Here is a 19,494-nt window from a genome sequence, read left to right as displayed (position 1 = left end):
TGTCCGGAGCGCCTTATCTCTTTGTTGGTCCCGTTCTTTTGCACATACTCAACCAATATTAAACGCTTTGCGGTGAAGCTGGTCCCATTCCGAAATGGCGCATCACGCCTCGTGCGCGCCCTTCCTGTATGAAGGCCTGTTTTCATGGATGATCTGTTGCGGGAGTTTCTGACGGAGACCAGCGAGAGCCTGGACACCGTGGACAATCAGCTGGTGAAGTTCGAGCAGGAGCCGAACAACGCCAAGATCCTGGATAACATCTTCCGCCTGGTCCACACCATCAAGGGCACGTGCGGCTTCCTCGGGCTGCCGCGGCTGGAAGCGCTGGCGCATGCCGGCGAGACCTTGATGGGCAAATTCCGCGACGGCATGCCGGTGACCGGGCAGGCGGTGACGGTGATCCTGTCCTCGATCGACCGCATCAAGGAGATCCTGGCGGGCCTGGAGGCGACCGAGGCCGAGCCCGAAGGCAACGACCGCGACCTCATCGACAAGCTGGAAGCGATGGTCGAGCAGGGCATGGCCGCAATGGCGGCCGGTTCAGCGCCCGTCACTGACGCTCCGCCGCTGGCGCCGGAGGCGCCGGTTGCCGCTGCGCCCGCGCCGGCAAAGGAACTGACCATGGGCTCGCTGATCGAGCAGACGCTGGAGCGCCCATTGCGCCCGGGCGAAGTCTCGCTCGACGAGCTCGAGCGCGCCTTCCGCGAGACCGCGATCGAAGCGCCGGCGCCCGCGCCGGCTGCCAAGGCTGAAGTAAAGGCTGAAGCCAAGTCCGAAGCCAAGTCTGAAGCAAAGCCTGAGCCCGCCCCCGAAGCGCCTGTCGCGGAAGCAAAACCCGCCAGGGAGAAGGCCGCGCCGAAGAAGTCGACGGCCGACGAGGGCGCCTCCGAGGGCGAGCGCATCGCCAACCAGTCGATCCGCGTCAACGTGGATACGCTGGAGCACCTGATGACCATGGTCTCCGAGCTGGTCTTGACCCGCAACCAGCTGCTGGAGATCTCGAGGCGCAACGAGGACACCGAGTTCAAGGTGCCGCTGCAGCGCCTGTCCAACGTCACCGCCGAGCTGCAGGAAGGCGTCATGAAGACGCGCATGCAGCCGATCGGCAATGCCTGGCAGAAGCTGCCCCGCATCGTCCGCGATCTCTCATCCGAACTCGGCAAGCAGATCGAGCTGGAGATGCACGGCGCCGACACCGAGCTCGACCGCCAGGTGCTCGACCTGATCAAGGACCCGCTCACCCACATGGTGCGCAACTCCGCCGATCATGGCCTCGAGACCCCCGCCGAGCGCCTCGCCAGCGGCAAGGGCGAGCAGGGCACCATTCGCCTGTCCGCCTATCACGAGGGCGGCCACATCATCATCTGCATCGCCGACAACGGCCGCGGCCTCAACACCGAGAAGATCAAGGCCAAGGCGATCTCCTCAGGTCTCGTCACCGAGGCCGAGCTTGAGAAGATGAGCGAAGCCCAGATCCACAAGTTCATCTTCGCGCCGGGCTTCTCGACCGCGGCCGCCATCACCTCGGTCTCGGGCCGCGGCGTCGGCATGGACGTGGTGCGCACCAATATCGACCAGATCGGCGGCACCATCGACATCAAGAGCGTGGCCGGCGAAGGCTCGAGCGTCACCATCAAGATCCCGCTGACGCTCGCCATCGTCTCGGCGCTGATCGTGGAAGCCGCCGGCGACCGCTTTGCGATCCCGCAGCTCTCGGTGGTCGAGCTGGTGCGCGCCCGCGCCAACTCCGAGCACCGCATCGAGCGCATCAAGGACACCGCGGTTCTTCGGCTGCGCAACAAGCTGCTGCCGCTGATCCACCTGAAGAAGCTGCTCAAGATCGACGACGGCGCGGCCTCGGATCCCGAGAACGGCTTCATCGTGGTGACCCAGGTCGGCAGCCAGACTTTTGGCATCGTGGTCGATGGTGTCTTCCATACGGAAGAGATCGTCGTGAAGCCGATGTCGACGAAACTGCGCCACATCGACATGTTCTCCGGCAACACCATCCTGGGCGATGGCGCGGTCATCATGATCATCGATCCCAACGGCATTGCGAAGGCGCTCGGCGCCGCCGGCTCCTCCGCCCATGACATGGGCGACGACGCGGCCGGCCATCACATCGGATCGGGCGAGCAGACCACCTCGCTGCTGGTGTTCCGCGCCGGCTCCTCCCAGCCCAAGGCGGTCCCGCTCGGGCTCGTCACCCGCCTGGAAGAGCTCCCCGCCGACAAGATCGAGTTCTCGAACGGCCGCTACATGGTGCAGTACCGCGAGCAGCTGATGCCGCTGGTGGCCATGGAAGGCGTCACCATCGCCAGCCAGGGCGTCCAGCCGATCCTGGTGTTCGCCGACGACGGCCGCTCCATGGGCCTCGTCGTCGACGAGATCATCGACATCGTCGAGGAGCGGCTCAACATCGAGGTCGGCGGTTCAAGTTCGGGCATCCTGGGCTCGGCCGTGATCAAGGGCCAGGCCACCGAGGTGATCGACGTCGGCCACTTCCTGCCCATGGCGTTCTCCGACTGGTTCACCCGCAAGGAGATGAAGCCGTCGATGCATTCGCAGGCGGTGCTGCTGGTCGACGACTCGGCCTTCTTCCGCAACATGCTGGCTCCGGTGCTCAAGGCCGCCGGCTACCGCGTCCGCACCGCGCCGACCGCGCAGGAGGGCTTGGCTGCGCTCCGCGCCCAGAGCTTCGACGTGGTGCTGACCGACATCGAGATGCCCGACATGAACGGGTTCGAGTTCGCCGAAGTGATCCGGTCCGACAACAACCTCGCCGCGACGCCGATCATCGGCCTGTCGGCGCTGGTGTCGCCGGCGGCGATCGAGCGCGGCCGCCAGGCCGGCTTCCACGACTATGTCGCCAAGTTCGACCGTCCCGGCCTGATCGCGGCGCTGAAGGAGCAGACCGCGGGCGCCGCCGGCGCTTCCGAGCTGAGCCGGGCCGCGGCGTAACCCAGGGGATCAGGAGATAGGCTTATGGCCAGCAACAAGACCCAGTCCAGCGAAGGCGCCATGGTCGAATACGTCACCGCGATGATCGGCGGCCAGCTGTTCGGCCTGCCGATCTCCCGCGTCCAGGACGTGTTCATGCCCGAGCGCGTCACCCGCGTTCCGCTGTCCTCGCGCGAGATCGCGGGCGTGTTGAACCTGCGCGGCCGCATCGTCACCGTGGTCGACATGCGCGCCCGTCTCGGCCTGCCCAAGGCCGAGGACGGCAAGACCCCGATGGCGGTCGGCGTCGACCTGCGCGGCGAATCCTATGGCCTGCTGATCGACCAGATCGGCGAGGTGCTGCGCCTGCCCGAGGACGGCAAGGAGGAGAACCCCGTCAACCTCGACCCCCGCATGGCCAAGCTCGCCGGCGGCGTCCACCGCCTCGACGGCCAGCTCATGGTCGTCCTCGACGTCGATCGCGTCCTCGAGCTCGCACCCGAAATGATGGCGGCCTGATACGGCGGCATCGTCGCCGACGGACTTGCAATTGGAAGTGCCCCCGCAAAGGGGAGGAAGCAGAGGTTCACATGCGCACTTGTCTCGTCGTTGATGATTCCAGCGTCATCCGCAAGGTTGCGCGGCGGATCCTGGAGGGCCTCGACTTCCAGATCCTCGAAGCCGAGGACGGTGAGAAGGCGCTGGAGGCCTGCAAGCGCGGCCTGCCCGATGCGGTGCTGCTCGACTGGAACATGCCCGTGATGGACGGCTACGAGTTTCTCGGCCATCTCAGGCGCATGCCCGGCGGCGACCAGCCCAAGGTGGTGTTCTGCACCACCGAGAACGACGTCGCGCATATTGCGCGCGCGCTGCATGCCGGCGCCAACGAGTACATCATGAAGCCGTTCGACAAGGACATCGTGACGGCGAAATTCCAGGAAGTCGGCCTTATCTGAGCGTTCGCCCGGAGGCTGAACGGATCCTTCGGCGCCTGCTTTCAACCATATCGTTTCAGTCTGAGTTGGTGAGTAATGAGTGTTGCGTTCGCAGGGAATTCGACCACGACGCCGTCGCGCGAAGCGGGGCCGCTGCGGGTGATGGTCGTCGACGACTCCGTCGTCATCCGCGGTCTGATCTCGCGCTGGATCGGCGCCGAGCACGACATGGAGGTCGCGGCCTCGCTGCGCACCGGGCTCGAGGCGGTCAACCAGATCGAACGCATCAACCCCGACGTTGCTGTGCTCGACATCGAGATGCCCGAGCTCGACGGCCTCTCGGCGCTGCCGCAACTGCTGGCCAAGAAGCGCGATCTCGTCATCATCATGGCCTCGACGCTGACCCGCCGCAACGCGGAGATCAGCTTCAAGGCGCTGTCGCTCGGCGCGGCCGACTACATCCCGAAGCCGGAATCGACGCGCGAGGCATCGGCGGCCGACATCTTCCATCACGACCTGATCCAGAAGATCCGCCATCTCGGCGCGCGGCTGCGTCGCAAGGCTGCGGTTGCGAGCCCGCCGCTGGCGCCCGCAAGCCCGGCTCCGGCGGTGCGCGGTCCTGTTGCACGGCCTGCCGTGCCTGCGCCCGCTCCGGCCGTGCATGCCCCGTCGTCAGGACCGCTGTCGACGCGTCCGTTCTCGACCCAGGCGCCGAAGGTGCTGCTGATCGGCTCGTCGACCGGCGGTCCTCAGGCGCTGATGTCGCTCGTCACCGAGCTCGGCCCGGTGATCGACCGCTTCCCGGTGCTGATCACCCAGCACATGCCGCCGACCTTCACCACCATCCTCGCCGAGCATCTGGCGCGTTCGAGCCGCCGGCCGGCGAGCGAGGCAGTCGACGGCGAGCCGGTGAAGGCCGGACGGATCTACCTTGCGCCCGGCGGCAAGCATATGCGCGTCGCGCGCAGCGGCGCTGATCCTGTGATCGCGCTCGACGACGGCCCCGCCGTCAATTTCTGCAAGCCTGCGGTCGATCCACTCTTCACCTCGGCCATCGACGTCTGGCATGGCAATATCCTCTCCGTGATCCTGACGGGCATGGGCTCGGACGGTATGCGCGGCGGCAAGGACATCGTCGCCGCCGGCGGCAGCGTCATCGCGCAGGACGAAGCCTCCAGCGTGGTCTGGGGCATGCCGGGGGCGGCGGCCAATGCCGGCATCTGCGCGGCGATCCTGCCGCTCAATCAGATCGGCGCCAAGGTCAATCGCCTGTTCGCGGGAGACCGCTCGTGACGCCGACGGATTACGACTACCTGCGCAAGTTCCTGAAGGAGCGCTCCGGCCTCGATCTCTCGGCCGACAAGCAGTACCTGGTCGAGAGCCGGCTGCTGCCGCTCGCCCGCAAGGCAAGCCTTCCCGGCATCACCGATCTCGTGCTGAAGATCAGGAACGGCGACGGCCGGCTTGCGACCGACGTGGTCGAGGCGATGACCACCAATGAGACTTTCTTCTACCGCGACAAGATTCCGTTCGACCATCTGCGCGAGACCATCCTGCCGGGCCTGATCCAGGCGCGCGCGGCGCGCAAGAGCTTGCGCATCTGGTCGGCGGCCTCGTCGACCGGGCAGGAGCCCTATTCGATCGCGATGTGCGTGAAGGAGATGGGCGCGGCCTTCGCCGGCTGGCGCATCGAGATCGTCGCCACGGACCTGTCGCAGGAAGTGCTGGAGAAGTCCAAGGCCGGCGTCTACAGCCAGTTCGAGGTGCAGCGCGGCCTGCCGATCCAGCACCTGATGAAGTACTTCACGCAGGTCGGCGAACTCTGGCAGCTCAATGCCGACATTCGCGCGATGGTGCAGTTCCGCCAGCTCAACCTGCTGCAGGACTTCTCGCATCTCGGCACGTTCGACGTCATCTTCTGCCGCAACGTGCTGATCTATTTCGATCAGGACACCAAGGCGGTGATCTTCGAGCGCATCGCGAAGGCGATGGAGCCCGACGGCACGCTGCTGCTTGGCGCTGCCGAGTCCGTCGTCGGCATCACTGATGCGTTCCGCCCCATGACCGACCGTCGCGGCCTCTACCAGCTCAACCCCGCGCGCTCCGGCCGCCCAATGGGGGGACTGATGCCGCCGACATTGAAGGTGGCTGCGGCGAGGTGATTGGCCGAACGGCAGGCGATCTCACTGATCGTTGTCGTTCCAAATGATCGGCAACAACTGACGGACATCGCTTCGCCTTAAAGCGCGATGCGATTAGGATGAATCGTCATCGCGCTGTTGTTTGAGCATGGTCTTTTCGGAAAACCGCTGCGCACTTTTCCGGATCATGCGCGAAGCGCTTCCCACGCGTTTGCGCTGCAGACTACTCAGCTACCGGCGCAACAGGAGGGCGTGCCGCGATGAAATGCAATCGCGGCCCTGATCAACCTCTGACGGTTGTGCTATGCTGCCGATCGTCCCGCCGAACCGAGGCGGGATTCCATTCCATCATGAACTGTACTGGGGAGGACATACCATGCGAATGTCTTGTGCCTCGTATTTCTTGTTGGCAATGCTTTCGTTACCCGCCACTGCTCTCGCCGGTGAGCAGGTGCTCGAGTTCAAGCTCGTCACCAAGCCGATAGATGTCAAAGTCACCGAGGTCGCGAACGTCGAAGGCCAGATGGTCATGTCCGGCAAAATGTTTGGCGTTGCCTTCTTCAAGGATGGACGCATTGCCGTGAAAGATTTTGTCAATTCCTCCGACCTGCTCAAGGGCTCAGGACCTATCTTTGGCTACAGCACCTACACCTTCGACGATGGCTCCTCGATCACGGCGCGCTACGCCGGCGCGGTCAAGGACGGCAAAGCGAAGGGCGAATATACGATCTTGTCGGGCACTGGTACGTACGCGAACGCGACGGGCACCGGCGGCTTCGAAAGTGTTCAAAGCGGGTTCAAGGGCGCATTCCTGTACGATGGAAGATTCATCGTCAAGACACCCTAGTCGGCATGTGCGCTCGCGTCCCGTTCCGACGAGGTCGCGAGCGCATCTCACAAAATCGCATGCGGCAGAAACCGCGAGCGATTGCCCGTGATCGGGCTCTCGTCCTCGCGGATCGAGAGGCCGCATGGCTCGTGGTTCACCAGCCAGCTTCCGACCACCGGATAGAAGCCGGAAAAGTTCGGCAGCGGCGCCAGAGCCTGCCGCACGAATCCTTCGGCGCCGTAGGGACCCGCCTGCTCGTCGAGCGGCATTCCGCCGGACACCAGCGTGACATTGGCGCCTTCGCGCGACAGCAGCGGCTTGCGGACGTAGGACGTTCCGAGCTCCGCGGCGCGCGGATCGTCCTCGAAGAAGGCCGGCAGCAGATTGGGATGGTTCGGAAACATCTCCCAGAGCAGCGGCAGGATGCCCTTGTTGGAGAGCACCGCCTTCCACGGCGGCTCGATCCAGCGCGTGGTTGCGTCCTTGAGCTTCGCACCGAACGCGTCCTGGAACATCCACTCCCAGGGATAGAGCTTGAAGGCCAGCGCGATGTCGCCATCGTCGAGATCCACGAAGCCGCCGCCTTCGTCGCGCCAACCGACCTCTTCGATGTCGAGCAGCCTGGTCGAGAGCCCGGCCTGGCGCGCGGTGTCTTCGAGATAAGCGAGCGTGCCGGCGTCTTCCTCGTTGCCCGTGATGCCAGTGAGATGGACGTGGTGGCCGGCCGCGATCTCCTTCCACGCCGCGATCAGCCGCTCATGGATGGAGTTGAACTGATCGGCGCGCGACGGGATGATGCGCCGCTCGATCGCCTGTTCAAGCCAGGTCCATTGAAACACCGCGGTCTCGAAGATCGAGCTCGGCGTATCCGCGTTGTATTCGAGCAGCTTTGCCGGCGACTTGCCGTCGAACTTCAGGTCGAGCCGGCCGTAAAGGCTGCGGTCGTCGCGCTCCCAGCTCTCGGCGATCAGGCGCCAGAACGCTTCCGGTATCTTCAAGCGCCGCAGGTAGCGCTCGTCGCCGATGACGCGGCCGGCGAGCTCCAGGCACATCGCGTCGATCTCGCCGGTCGGCGTCTCGATGCCGCGCTCGATCTCGTCGAGCGTGAAGCCGTAATAGGCGCTCTCGTCCCAATAGCGTTCGCCGTCGATGGTGTGGAAGGTGAAGCCGCATTGCTCGGCGGTCTGCCGCCAGTCGTCGCGCTCGGGACAGGCGATGCGTTGCATGGATCAGCCGCCGCCCGAGAAGCCATGGCCGAAAGAGCCGAAGCCGCCGCGGCTCACGCTATGGGAGCCCGAGTCGGACGACGTTCCCGACGAGGAATGGCTCGAGGAATCGCTGCTGAAGAAGCTCGATCGAGACGACCAGCGCGAGCCGCTGCTGCCCGACGAACTGCTGCTGCTTGTGCAGGTCGTTGTCGTCTGTCCCGGCACGGCGCCCGGCGTGGGTTCGCAAGTCTGCCGCGGCATCAAGGTGTAGGCGGTGGTGCCGACCGCGAGCGTGCCCATCACCAGCAGGGCGACATGGCCGGAGCGCTTCACCGGCGGGCGCGGCGGCGCTGGATCGGCGACCGGCCGGCGCTTGCCGAACTCCTTTTTTGCAGGTCTGTCGGCCATGTCAGTAGATCATGCTGGCGGCGTTAAGGAGGCCCGCGGCGAGCGAGGAGAGGCCGAGCCAGATCGCCGGGGCAAGCTCGCCGGCATCGATGCGCCTCGACAGGTTCGGCACCGGAACCTTGACGAGATAGAACACGATCACCTGCACGATGAGCGCGATCGTTGCCCAGATCAGGCAGTCCAGCACGTTGGCCGAATGCGCGATGGCGCTGACCAGCGGCGCCACGAAGCCGAGCAGGCTGAGCCCGAGCGCGATCGCCGCGGCCGGCTCGTTGTCGCGGATGAGCTGGAATTCGTTATGGGCCGTGATGCGGGTGTAGACGAACAAATAAGCCACGATCGCGATCAGCCCGGTGCAGAAATAGACTAGGAAGGCGGGCAGGCCGGCGAGTGATTGCAGGATCATCGTTCCCCCATCGTGCAGCGACCATTCGTCGGCAGGGGAAGGCTAGTGGTTCAAACGTTAGTGAGGGATGAAGTCGTATCAGCAGCGGTTGCCGTACCTCTCCGCAAGCAAGCGGGAGAGGGAGAAGACGTCCCCAAAAACAAAAACCCCGCCATTTGCGGCGGGGTCCAGGCTGGGAGGAGCGAGCCCCGAGGCTCGCGACGTAACCCAGGAGATCAGGCGGGGATGCGCTCGTCGGCCTCGTGCGGCTCGCGCAGCACGTAGCCGCGGCCCCACACGGTCTCGATGAAATTGCGGCCCTCGGAGGCGTTGGCGAGCTTCTTGCGGAGCTTGCAGATGAAGACGTCGATGATCTTCAGCTCCGGCTCGTCCATGCCGCCATAGAGATGGTTGAGGAACATTTCCTTGGTGAGGGTCGTGCCCTTGCGGAGCGAGAGGAGCTCCAGCATCTGATATTCCTTGCCGGTCAGATGCACGCGCTGGCCGCCGACTTCCACCGTCTTGGTGTCGAGGTTGACGACGAGGTCGCCGGTCTGGATGACCGACTGGGCATGGCCCTTGGAGCGGCGCACGATCGCGTGGATGCGGGCCACCAGCTCGTCCTTGTGGAAGGGCTTGGTCATGTAGTCGTCGGCGCCGACGCCGAGACCCTTGACCTTGTCCTCGATGCCGGCGAGGCCGGAGAGGATCAGAATCGGTGTCTTGATTTTGGAGACCCGGAGCTGCTTGAGCACGTCATAGCCGGACATGTCGGGCAGATTGAGGTCGAGAAGAATAATGTCGTAATCGTATAGTTTACCGAGATCGACGCCTTCTTCCCCCAAATCGGTCGTGTAGACGTTGAAGCTCTCCGACTTCAGCATCAGCTCGATCGACTGCGCGACGGCGCTGTCATCTTCAATCAGCAAAACGCGCATGCCAGTTCCCCATAGTCGCCGCTCCTGGGCGTCAGGTCGGCCGCATTCGCGGCACTCAACAAAACGCCTTTGAACAACTGATTCGGATCCTGACGACAGATGGTTAACAAACTCTGATTCTGGAACGCAAGTCCCCACGGTGCAATTTTTGCCGAATCGCCCTAAGGTCTTGCGTATGAAGCAGCTTTCGTTACCCGATTCCGTTCAAGCTCCACTTTAAGAGACGGGCCTAACCGACTCCCGCGACTCAGCCTTCTTCTGAAGGGGAGTCACGCTCAGTCACAAAGACAGTGACGCAATGATTAATGATGCGGGTAAACACGAGGTTAAGCGCCGTTCAGAAATGTGGCGAAACTTAAGGCTTTCACCGTGATGCCCCGGATGACGAAGGCGACCACCTTATGAAGGCTCTTGCCGAACAGATCGGCGACATCGACGGCGTCAATATTTACGGCCGCGTGGTCGGCGTTCGCGGCCTGATGGTCGAGGTGGCCGGTCCGATTCACGCCATGTCCGTCGGCGCACGGCTCGTGATCGAGACCGGCGCCAACCGCACCATTCCCTGCGAAGTGATCGGCTTCTCCGGCAACAATGCCGTCGTGATGCCGTTCGCCGGCCTCGACGGCGTGCGCCGCGGCTGCAAGGCGGTCATTGCCAATGCCGCCAATCAGGTGCGGCCGTCCGCAGCCTGGCTCGGCCGCGTCGTCAACGCGCTGGGCGAGCCGATCGACGGCAAGGGGCCGCTGCCGCAGGGCTCTTCGCCGATGCCGTTCCGCAATACGCCGCCGCCGGCGCATTCGCGCAAGCGCGTCGGCGCGCCGCTCGATCTCGGCGTGCGCGCGATGAACACCTTCCTCACCTGTTGCCGCGGCCAGCGCATGGGCATCTTCGCGGGGTCCGGCGTCGGCAAGTCGGTGCTGCTCTCGATGCTCGCGCGCAACGTCGATGCCGCCGTCAGTGTCATCGGGCTGATCGGCGAACGCGGGCGCGAGGTTCAGGAATTCCTGCAGGACGATCTCGGCGAGGAGGGCCTCGCGCGTTCGGTCGTGGTGGTCGCCACCTCCGACGAGCCCGCGCTGATGCGCCGCCAGGCGGCGTATCTGACGCTCGCGATCGCCGAATATTTTCGCGACGAGGACAAGGACGTGCTCTGCCTGATGGACTCGGTGACGCGCTTTGCCATGGCCCAACGCGAGATCGGCCTGTCCGCCGGCGAGCCGCCGACAGCCAAGGGCTACACGCCGACCGTGTTCACCGAGTTGCCGAAGCTGCTGGAACGGGCCGGGCCGGGCCTCGGGGAGGGCGCCATCACCGCGATCTTCACGGTGCTGGTCGACGGCGACGACCATAATGAGCCGATCGCGGATGCGGTCCGCGGCATCCTCGACGGCCACATCGTGATGCAGCGCTCGATCGCCGAGCGCGGCCGTTACCCCGCGATCAACATCCTCAAATCCGTTTCGCGTACCATGCCGAAATCGGCGGATCCGGAGTTCTGGCCCATCATCCAGCGGGCACGACAGATGATGGCGACCTATGCCGACATGGAGGAATTGATCCGGCTCGGCGCCTACCGCGCCGGCTCCAGCCCCGAGGTCGACGAGGCGATCCGGCTGCACGAGTCGCTGGAGGCCTTCCTGCGCCAGCGCAAGGACGAGAATGCATCCCTGGCGGACGGCTACCGCCAATTGGCGCAGATCCTCGGCAATTTGGAAACGGAACGCTAACTTTGTCAGGTCATCATCCGTTCCCACAGAGTAGCAGAGCCGGTCTTGGCCTCAATCGGGCCTGGGGGGCGACCGGTGCCGTCCCACGTGCAGCGGGGGGACTTCTGGGGAGTACGAGTCGATGAAGTCACGAGATACGCTTATCCGCCTGAAGAAGTTTCAGGTCGACGAGAAGCGCCGCCGGGTCACCCAGATCGAGACCATGATCGCCGATTTCCAGCGGATGTCGGTCGATCTCGAACGCGAGATCCAGACCGAGCAGGAGCGTGCCGGGATCAACGATCCCTCGCACTTCGCCTATCCGACCTATGCCAAGGCCGCGATTCAGCGCCGCGAGAACCTGACCCGTTCAGCCGATGAGCTGAAGGGCCAGCTCGACGAAGCCAAGGCCGCACTGGCCGAGGCTTTCGAAGAGTTGAAGAAGGTCGAGCTCCTCGACGAGCGCGACCAGGCCCGCGAGCGCGCCGAGGAAAACGCCCGCGAGCAGGCCGACCTCGACAGCATCGGCCTGATGCGGGCCCGCATCGGCGCGGTAGCCTGAGCCGGCCGGCAGCCAGACCACGTTGGAATTTGCCAAACCCGGACCCGCAAGGTCCGGGTTTTCGTATGTGCTGTCCACAGCGTGGCGCCGCGCCCCTTGGTGGTCGGCTTTGCCGCGCGCTATGGTGGTGGGAGGTTTACCTCGCCCCGCTTGCGGGGAGAGGTCGGATCGCCCCGGCGATGCGCAGCATCGTCAGATGCGATCCGGGTGAGGGGGACTCTCGGCGAGTCCATCTGCAACCTCCCTTGCGGAGACTCCCCCTCACCCCAACCCTCTCAGGGCGAGCGTAGCTCGTCCCGACCCCGCAGGCGGGGAGAGGGAGGAAGATGAGGGGGCTGAATGCTGACGCCAGCGGAGCTGGTCGAGTTGATCGAGGCGGTGGCGAAGGGCGATCAGGCTGCGTTCGAGCGCCTCTACGCCGCCACGCGCGCGAAACTCTATGGCGTCGTGCTCCGTATCTTGCGCCGACAGGATCTCGCAGAGGAGGTCATCCAGGAGACCTACGTCAAGATCTGGAACAGCGCCGGCCGGTTCAATTCGGCCTTGTCGTCGCCGATCACGTGGATGGCCTCGATCGCGCGCAACCGCGCAATCGACATCGTGCGCAAGAAGTCGGAAGTCTCCATCGAGGAAGAGCCTCGGGCGATGGAGGTCGCGGCCGAGAGTCCCGATCCGCTGGCGCGCCGCGAGATGACCGAGGAGCTGAAGCGGCTCCTGGAATGTATCGGCCGGCTCGAGCCGGACCGTCAGAGGCTCGTGCTTCTCGCCTATTACAACGGCTGGAGCCGCGAGCAATTGGCGGAGAAATTCGCCGCGCCCGTCAACACGGTGAAGACGTGGCTCCGGCGCAGCATGCTGGATATTCGGGAGTGCCTGGGGCTGTGATGGGCTGATGATGAGGATGGTTCTGGACCGCAATTGATGGCCTACACGGAGGATCATATCGCGCTCGCCGCGGAATACGCGCTTGGTACGCTCGACGCCGATGAGCGTGCGCAGGTCGAGGCCATGATGGCGGAGGACGAGGCGTTCGCCGGTATCGTGCAGTCGTGGTCCTATCGACTTGGCGCGCTCAACCAGATGGTCGGCTCGGTCGAGCCGCGTCCGGTCGTGTGGGAGAACATCAAGTCCGAAATCACGCGCACCGCGCTTGCGCAGGAGCCGCCTGCACCTGCCGAAGCTTTGCCGCCGCCTGCGCCCATGCCGGACCTGCCCGCGGAGGAAGCTGCGACGTCGGAATCTTCCGCGGAGAACGAGCCCCCGCAGACATCGCATCCCGCCGCGGAGCAGCCCGGGTCGTCGCGCCCCGAACCCGATGCCATCCCGGACATCGCGCCGCAATTCATTCCGCAGGTCCATGCTCCGGATATCAATGTTTTGCGCGCACAGCTGGCGCCGGTCGTCGATGGTGACGTGATCCGCCTCGAGGGGCGCGTGAAGCGCTGGCGCAACATTGCATCCAGCGTCGGCGCGCTCGCGGCCGCGCTGCTCGTGACGCTGTCGCTTCAGATATTCCTGCCTGATGCGCTGCCGGGCGTCTTGCGTCCTGCGCCCCGCATCCAGACGGTGGAGGTGAAGGCCCCGGCCGCGCCGCTCGCCGCCTCAGCGCAATATGTCGCGCTGCTGCAGGACCAGGGCGGCGGCCCCGCCTTCATCCTCACCATCGACGGCGCGACGCGGAATTTCACGGTGCGGAAAGTCGGCGCGGCGCCGGAGCCCGGCAAGAGTTTCGAGCTCTGGCTGATCTCGGACAAGCTGCCGCGCCCGCGCTCGCTCGGCGTCATCGGGGCCGGCGATTTCACCGCGCGTTCGCTGCTCGCCTCCTATGATGCCGAGGTCGTCAACGGCGCCACCTTCGCCGTCACCGTCGAACAGGCCGGTGGCTCGCCGAACGGCCAGCCGACCTCGGCTCCGGTGTTTTCCGGCAAGCTGATCGAGACCGTGCCGCCCACGCAGCCGCAGGCGCCCGCACAGAAATAAGCATTGCAGCATCGTGGCCGGATGGAGCTGCGCTCCATTCGGGCTGGAAGGGCGCGCCTTGTCGCCACGGTCCATCCGGTCGTCGCATTTCGACAAGCCCGGCCAAATCAGCCCCCGATTTTGAACCTCCCCCCAAGCCGCGGCGTCAAATCCCCGGAATTTGAAGTCGGCGATGCCGGAGAGGCGAGAACATCAGATGGACGCAGCGAGAACGCCAGGCATCTTCCGTCACCAATATGCGGGGTTGCCGCACGGCCCGGCGTTCGAAGACTGGCGCGGGCGGGCCTTCGGTCGCTGCGGCCTCGACATCGGGCCGAGCCAGGGCGACAGCATCGATTGCCGGCTCCAGGTCAGCGTCATCGACAACATCGTGCTCGCCATTCCGGAAGGCGCCTCCGCGCAATATTCCCGTACGCAGAGCCACCTCGCCGACGGCAGCGACGACCTCGTCCTGATCGCGGCGCATGCGGGGCTCGTCCGCGTCGGACAGAATGGGCATACCGTGGAGCTCACGCCCGCGCAGATGGTGCTCGTCGACATGAGCATCACCGGCACCGTCGGCCACACCGACGAAGACCGCTTCACCACCATTCGCATGCCGCGCCGTGCGCTGCTTGACATCAATCCGCGCGCCGAGGACAAGCTCTCGCAGGTGCTCTGCGCCGGCGCGGTCGCAGAGACCATCTTCCGCTACCATGCGCTCGCCGCCAACCACGCGCCGCATCTCGATGCGGTAGGCCAGCGCCTGACCGCGCAGCACATGGTCGATCTCGTCGGTCTCCTGCTCGGCAGCGATGCGGAGCATGCAAGCCGCGCACACGGCCGCGGCCAGGCGGCGGCTCGCCTCGATCTGATGCGCGCCGACGTGATGGCCGCACTCGGCCGCAACGATCTCTGTCTGGCCGAGGTCGCGACGCGCTCAGGACTGAGCCCGCGGCAGGCACAGCGCCTGTTCGAGCAGGCCGGCACGACCTTCACCGAATTCGTGCTGGAGCAGCGCCTGCTCCATGCGCGCAAGCTGCTCGGTGATCCCCGCGCCCGGGCGCGCAAGATCAGCGACATCGCGCATTCCTCCGGCTTCTCCGATCTGTCCTATTTCAATCGCGCCTTTCGCAAGCGCTTCGGGGCGACGCCGTCGGAGCTGCGTGAGGCGTAAGTCGCGATTTCGTGCGGCGGCGCGGGCGCTGCCGCATTTGGTCGACGCCGGTTGTTGAGCTAGTCTGTCCAGGCGGGGAGACCGCAGGATCCTCTGGAAGGTGCGCAGGCGGACATGGCGCGTATCGTCGTGCTCGGTGCCGGATTTGCAGGCCTGTGGGCGGCCATCGGCGCTGCGCGCAAGCGAGACGAGATCGGCGCCAGCGACCGCGACATCGAGATCCGTGTCATCGACCGCAACCCCTATCACAATATCCGCGTGCGCAACTACGAGGCCGATCTCGGCGAGGTCGCGCTGCCGCTGCCGCAACTGCTCGATCCGATCGGTGTCAGCCACGGCCTCGGCGAGGTCGAGGCCATCGATCCGGTACGGCGCGAGATCTCGCTCGTCACCAGCAGCGGCGAGGAGACGCTGGGCTATGATCGCCTCGTGCTGGCGCTCGGCAGCGAGGTGATGCGCCCCGATATTCCCGGCCTTGCCGCGCACGGCTTCGACGTCGATACCTGTGCCGCGGCGCTCCGCCTCGAAGAACATCTGGTTTTGCTTGGACGCAGCGCGCCGTCGCCAGGACGTTCAACGGTGGTGGTGGTCGGCGCCGGCTTCACCGGCATCGAGGTCGCAGCCGAGATGCCTGACCGGTTGGCGCGTGCGGGCATCAGCGGCAGCCGCCGCATCATCCTGGTCGATCCTAATCCAGCGGTCGGCGCCACGATCGGCGCGCTCGCGCGTCCGGTCGTCGAGACGGCCCTGGCTGCGCTCGACATCGAGACGCGGCTCGGTGTGCGTGTCGTGTCGATCGAGGCCGCTGGCATGCGCCTGAACTCGGGTGAGTTCATTGCGGCGCAGACGGTGATCTGGTGCGCGGGCATGCGTGCAAGCCCCTTGGCAACGAGCTTTCCGGGCGCTCGCGATCGCCTCGGGCGCCTTCTGGTCGATCCCGTGATGCGGGTTGCGGATGTCGGCGGCGTGTTCGCGGCCGGCGACGTTGCCTCGAGCGTGATCGACGGGTTGCATCCGACCGTGATGTCCTGTCAGTTCGCCCGCCCCATGGGCCGCTTCGCCGGCCACAACGTGGTGGCCGATCTCGTCGGCCTGCCCATGCTGCCGCTGCGGATCGACTGGTACGTCACCGTGCTCGATCTCGGCGCTTGGGGTGCGCTCTATACGGAGGGGTGGGATCGCGAGGTCCGTGCCACCGGCGCGGCCGCAAAGGCGACCAAGCAGACCATCAACCGCAGACGGATCTATCCGCCGCTGACCGGGAGCAAGGACGAACTGTTCGCTGCCGCAGCGCCGACCGTGCAGGCGCCGCCGCCGACTTATGGCGGGCGGTGATAATCTGATTGATGCTGGTTGGAGGACGTCGGCTGAGCGTGTCGCAAGATACCCCCGGACATGAGAAAGCGCCCGTGGGGGGCGGGCGCTTTCTGTAGTCGACTTGGGGTTGGGGTCGTCTACATATCCACGTGGCGACTTTGGGGGGCTGGTAAAGAGCCGCGTGAATTCCTGAAACTCTAGATCTCCTTATCGAACAAGGGATGCGTCCGAACTGGTGACAACGACCGGCTTGCCGGCCTTGATGACGCGGGCGGTCTGGGTCAAACCTTCATCCGAACCCGAACGCGCCGTAATGCCGAGGCCTGCCACCGCGATCCCCGCGACGAGGGCTACGACCACGATTTTCAAGTGGGTCGAGCGATCTGCGCTGTAGATCGAGTGGTTCATGGAAGGCTCCTGCCGCCATCTACCCGAAGTAGTCGCCAGCCAGTTCAGGCAGGTTCATGCTTCCGGTGCCCAACAACCTAGTATTGGCGGGATTCGTTCCCAAGGGGCGGTCACAAGAGCGTGATAGGACGTGAAAGGTCGCGATCGAAAATGATCCTGTATCGTTCAATTATATAATTATTTCAATGGTGTAATGTGCCGATTGGACGTCTCGTCAGCCTTTGGTCGACAAGGCGCCAGGAACTCAAAAACCATTTGCCTGTGGCTGAAAAACACACGGGTTCTTAAGGCAAATCAGATGCTTCCGACCGTTTTCAGCCTCGCCCTGGGGTGGATTTCTGCCTGCGACAGCACTGTCGTCTGGGCCCGGAACCGCTCCACCAGGGACCGGACGAACGGACGAATTGCCGCAGAGGTGACCAGCACCGGCGCTTCGCCCTCGCGGGCGGCGCGCTCGAACGCCTCGCGCACGGCGGTCATGAACTCCGACAATTTCGAGGGCTGCATCGCGAGGCTGCGCTCCTCGCCCTGGCCGATGATGGATTCGGCAAAAGCCTGCTCCCATTTCGCCGACAGCGCGATCAGCGGCAGATAGCCGGCGTACGAGGTGTTCTGCGCGCAGATCTGCCGCGCCAGGCGGGCGCGGACGTGCTCGACCATGGTGGCGGGGTTGCGCGAGAAGGCGAGCGAATCGGCGATGCCTTCGAGGATGGTCGAGAGGTCGCGGATCGAGATGCGTTCTGCGAGCAGCAGTTGCAGCACGCGCTGGATGCCGGAGACCGTGACCTGTCCGGGGACGATGTCCTTGACCAGCTCGCTCTGCTCCTTCGGCAGCTCCTTGAGAAGCTTCTGCACCTCGCCATAGGAGAGCAGGTCCGACATGTTGGCCTTGAGCAGCTCGGTGAGGTGGGTCGAGAGCACGGTCGCTGCGTCGACCACGGTGTAGCCCTTGAGAGAGGCTTCTTCCTTGAGGCTGGCGTCGACCCAGGTCGCGGGCAGGCCGAAGGTCGGCTCGGTGGTGTGGATGCCGGGCACCTGCACCTGGCCGCCGCCGGGATCCATGACCATGAACTGGTTGGGCCAGATCTTGCCGGTGCCGGCGTCGACCTCCTTGATCTTGATGATGTAGGTGTTGGCCTCGAGCTGGACGTTGTCGAGGATGCGCACCGCCGGCATCACGAAACCCATCTCGATGGCGAGCGAACGGCGCAGCGCCTTGATCTGCTCGGTGAGGCGATCGGTGCCGTCGGGACCGTTGACCAGCGGCAGGAGCGCATAGCCGAGCTCGATCTTGAGGTCGTCGATCTTGAGTGCGGCCGAGATCGGCTCTTCGGTCGCAGCGGCCCCCGGCGCGCCGGGCTGACCTGCCGCGGGCGCGGCCTTGGCGGCTTCGTCGGCCCTGGCGGTGGCGCGGTTGCGGTTGCGGGCGTTCCAGGCCAGCGCGCCGGCGCCGGCACCGAGCGCCAGGAACGGGAGGGTCGGAATGCCCGGCAGGGCCGCCAGCACCAGCATCACTGCCGAGGACATCGCCAGTGCCTGCGGATAGCCGGAGAACTGCTTCATCAGCGCCTTGTCGGCGGCGCCGGACACGCCGGCCTTGGAAACGAGCAGGCCAGCCGCCGTCGAGACGATCAGCGCCGGCACCTGGGTGACGAGACCGTCACCGACGGTCAGGAGCGTGTAGGTGCGGCCGGCGTCGGCGAAGGACATGCCTTGCTGCGCCACGCCGATGATCATGCCGCCGACCACGTTGATGAAGACGACCAGGAGGCCGGCGATGGCGTCGCCCCGGACGAATTTGGAGGCACCGTCCATCGCGCCGAAGAAGCCGCTCTCGTCCTCCAGCTCCTTGCGCCGCTCCTTGGCGACCTTCTCGTCGATCAGGCCGGCGGAGAGGTCGGCGTCGATCGCCATCTGCTTGCCGGGCATGGCGTCGAGATGGAAGCGCGCCGCGACTTCGGCGATACGGCCCGAACCTTTGGTGATGACGACGAAGTTGACGATGATCAGGATGGCGAAGACGATGATGCCGATGACGAAATTGCCGCCCATCACGAAGTTGCCGAAGGCTTCGATGACGTGACCGGCGGCGGCCGTGCCCTCGTGCCCGTGCGACAGGATCAGGCGGGTCGAGGCCATGTTGAGCGACAGGCGCAGCATGGTCGAGATCAAGAGGACGGTCGGGAAGGCCGAGAATTCGAGCGGCGCCTGGATGAACAGCGACGTCATGAGGATCAGGATCGAGAGCGTGATCGAGATCGCCAGGAACAGGTCCAGCACGATCGCGGGCAGGGGGAGGATCAGCACCACCAGGATGGTGAGGACGCCGAGCGCCAGCGCGATGTCGCCGCGCTTGAGGATGTTGACGATCTCGTTGAGGGAGGGGATGCCGGGCTTCGCGCTGCCTACGCCCTGTCCCGCCGTGACGTCGACCATGGTAGCTGCCTCCCCGCGCGACTGCCGTCCGCGCGCCCCAAACGTCTGCGCGGCGGCCGATGGGCCGCCGTTCCGAAAGTGAGGCACCGCACTGGCGTCCACGGGAGCTCCCGTTCTACGCGGCTGACGACACTCGACTTCACCC

18 protein-coding genes are annotated in these 19,494 nt (G+C 65.2%); 12 read left to right on the top strand and 6 right to left on the bottom strand.

Annotated features, from left to right (window positions below):
* Positions 1 to 144 precede the first annotated feature (144 nt).
* The 6 genes from IVB23_RS12905 to IVB23_RS12880 all read left to right on the top strand — a co-directional run bounded on the left by IVB23_RS12905 (position 145) and on the right by IVB23_RS12880 (position 6,863).
* Positions 145 to 2,961, top strand: coding sequence for a hybrid sensor histidine kinase/response regulator (locus IVB23_RS12905; protein ID WP_247803810.1), 2,817 nt, complete (start codon positions 145 to 147; stop codon positions 2,959 to 2,961).
* Between the two features lie 24 nt (positions 2,962 to 2,985).
* Positions 2,986 to 3,459: a chemotaxis protein CheW gene (locus IVB23_RS12900; protein WP_061877059.1), complete on the top strand. Its 474-nt coding sequence runs from the start codon at positions 2,986 to 2,988 to the stop codon at positions 3,457 to 3,459.
* 71 nt (positions 3,460 to 3,530) lie between these two features.
* Complete coding sequence (locus IVB23_RS12895) at positions 3,531 to 3,896, top strand: response regulator (RefSeq protein WP_007600538.1); 366 nt, start codon at positions 3,531 to 3,533, stop codon at positions 3,894 to 3,896.
* Between the two features lie 75 nt (positions 3,897 to 3,971).
* Positions 3,972 to 5,168 carry a chemotaxis response regulator protein-glutamate methylesterase gene (locus IVB23_RS12890; RefSeq protein ID WP_247803809.1) on the top strand — a complete coding sequence of 399 codons (1,197 nt, stop codon included), beginning with the start codon at positions 3,972 to 3,974 and terminating at the stop codon, positions 5,166 to 5,168.
* Entirely contained in the window at positions 5,165 to 6,037 is an 873-nt protein-coding gene (locus IVB23_RS12885; protein ID WP_247803808.1) for a protein-glutamate O-methyltransferase CheR, read from the top strand. The genes IVB23_RS12890 and IVB23_RS12885 overlap by 4 nt, the downstream gene beginning before the upstream one ends.
* A 283-nt stretch (positions 6,038 to 6,320) precedes the next feature.
* Positions 6,321 to 6,863, top strand: a complete 543-nt coding sequence (locus IVB23_RS12880) for a hypothetical protein (protein ID WP_247803807.1) — start codon at positions 6,321 to 6,323, stop codon at positions 6,861 to 6,863.
* Positions 6,864 to 6,910: 47 nt separating this feature from the next.
* On the opposite strand, the gene IVB23_RS12875 is transcribed toward IVB23_RS12880, so the two are convergent.
* The 4 genes from IVB23_RS12875 to IVB23_RS12860 form a co-directional block, all read right to left on the bottom strand.
* A complete protein-coding gene (locus IVB23_RS12875; protein ID WP_247803806.1) occupies positions 6,911 to 8,071 on the bottom strand; it encodes a glutathionylspermidine synthase family protein in 1,161 nt (386 codons plus the stop codon).
* 3 nt (positions 8,072 to 8,074) lie between these two features.
* Positions 8,075 to 8,461 (bottom strand): hypothetical protein, encoded by a 387-nt coding sequence (locus IVB23_RS12870; RefSeq protein WP_082822043.1) that lies wholly within the window; start codon positions 8,459 to 8,461, stop codon positions 8,075 to 8,077.
* A 1-nt stretch (position 8,462) separates the two neighbouring features.
* Entirely contained in the window at positions 8,463 to 8,867 is a 405-nt protein-coding gene (locus tag IVB23_RS12865) for a DUF350 domain-containing protein (RefSeq protein WP_061879407.1), read from the bottom strand.
* A gap of 215 nt (positions 8,868 to 9,082) precedes the next feature.
* Positions 9,083 to 9,784: a response regulator transcription factor gene (locus IVB23_RS12860; protein ID WP_016848562.1), complete on the bottom strand. Its 702-nt coding sequence runs from the start codon at positions 9,782 to 9,784 to the stop codon at positions 9,083 to 9,085.
* Positions 9,785 to 10,185: 401 nt separating this feature from the next.
* On the opposite strand from IVB23_RS12860, the gene fliI reads away from it, so the two are divergent.
* The 6 genes from fliI to IVB23_RS12830 all read left to right on the top strand — a co-directional run bounded on the left by fliI (position 10,186) and on the right by IVB23_RS12830 (position 16,523).
* Positions 10,186 to 11,511 (top strand): flagellar protein export ATPase FliI, encoded by a 1,326-nt coding sequence (gene fliI, locus IVB23_RS12855; protein ID WP_247803805.1) that lies wholly within the window; start codon positions 10,186 to 10,188, stop codon positions 11,509 to 11,511.
* Between the two features lie 121 nt (positions 11,512 to 11,632).
* On the top strand, positions 11,633 to 12,052 hold the full coding sequence (gene fliJ / locus IVB23_RS12850; RefSeq protein WP_011084990.1) for a flagellar export protein FliJ: 420 nt from the start codon (positions 11,633 to 11,635) through the stop codon (positions 12,050 to 12,052).
* Positions 12,053 to 12,391: 339 nt separating this feature from the next.
* Positions 12,392 to 12,937 (top strand): sigma-70 family RNA polymerase sigma factor, encoded by a 546-nt coding sequence (locus tag IVB23_RS12845; protein WP_247803804.1) that lies wholly within the window; start codon positions 12,392 to 12,394, stop codon positions 12,935 to 12,937.
* Between the two features lie 36 nt (positions 12,938 to 12,973).
* Positions 12,974 to 14,032: an anti-sigma factor gene (locus IVB23_RS12840; protein ID WP_247803803.1), complete on the top strand. Its 1,059-nt coding sequence runs from the start codon at positions 12,974 to 12,976 to the stop codon at positions 14,030 to 14,032.
* A 196-nt stretch (positions 14,033 to 14,228) separates the two neighbouring features.
* Positions 14,229 to 15,188, top strand: coding sequence for an AraC family transcriptional regulator (locus IVB23_RS12835; RefSeq protein ID WP_247803802.1), 960 nt, complete (start codon positions 14,229 to 14,231; stop codon positions 15,186 to 15,188).
* A 114-nt stretch (positions 15,189 to 15,302) separates the two neighbouring features.
* Positions 15,303 to 16,523: an FAD-dependent oxidoreductase gene (locus tag IVB23_RS12830; protein ID WP_247803801.1), complete on the top strand. Its 1,221-nt coding sequence runs from the start codon at positions 15,303 to 15,305 to the stop codon at positions 16,521 to 16,523.
* A 189-nt stretch (positions 16,524 to 16,712) separates the two neighbouring features.
* Here IVB23_RS12830 and IVB23_RS12825 read toward each other — a convergent pair whose 3' ends face one another.
* Together IVB23_RS12825 and flhA are read right to left on the bottom strand one after the other, a co-directional pair.
* Positions 16,713 to 16,913 carry a hypothetical protein gene (locus tag IVB23_RS12825; RefSeq protein WP_061879401.1) on the bottom strand — a complete coding sequence of 67 codons (201 nt, stop codon included), beginning with the start codon at positions 16,911 to 16,913 and terminating at the stop codon, positions 16,713 to 16,715.
* Positions 16,914 to 17,207: 294 nt separating this feature from the next.
* Positions 17,208 to 19,349, bottom strand: coding sequence for a flagellar biosynthesis protein FlhA (gene flhA, locus IVB23_RS12820; protein ID WP_247803800.1), 2,142 nt, complete (start codon positions 19,347 to 19,349; stop codon positions 17,208 to 17,210).
* Positions 19,350 to 19,494 lie beyond the last annotated feature (145 nt).

The organism is Bradyrhizobium sp. 191 (assembly GCF_023100985.1).
GTDB lineage: Bacteria > Pseudomonadota > Alphaproteobacteria > Rhizobiales > Xanthobacteraceae > Bradyrhizobium > Bradyrhizobium diversitatis.
Note: the sequence above shows the minus strand (reverse complement) of the source record. Positions and strands in the feature narration are given on the sequence as shown.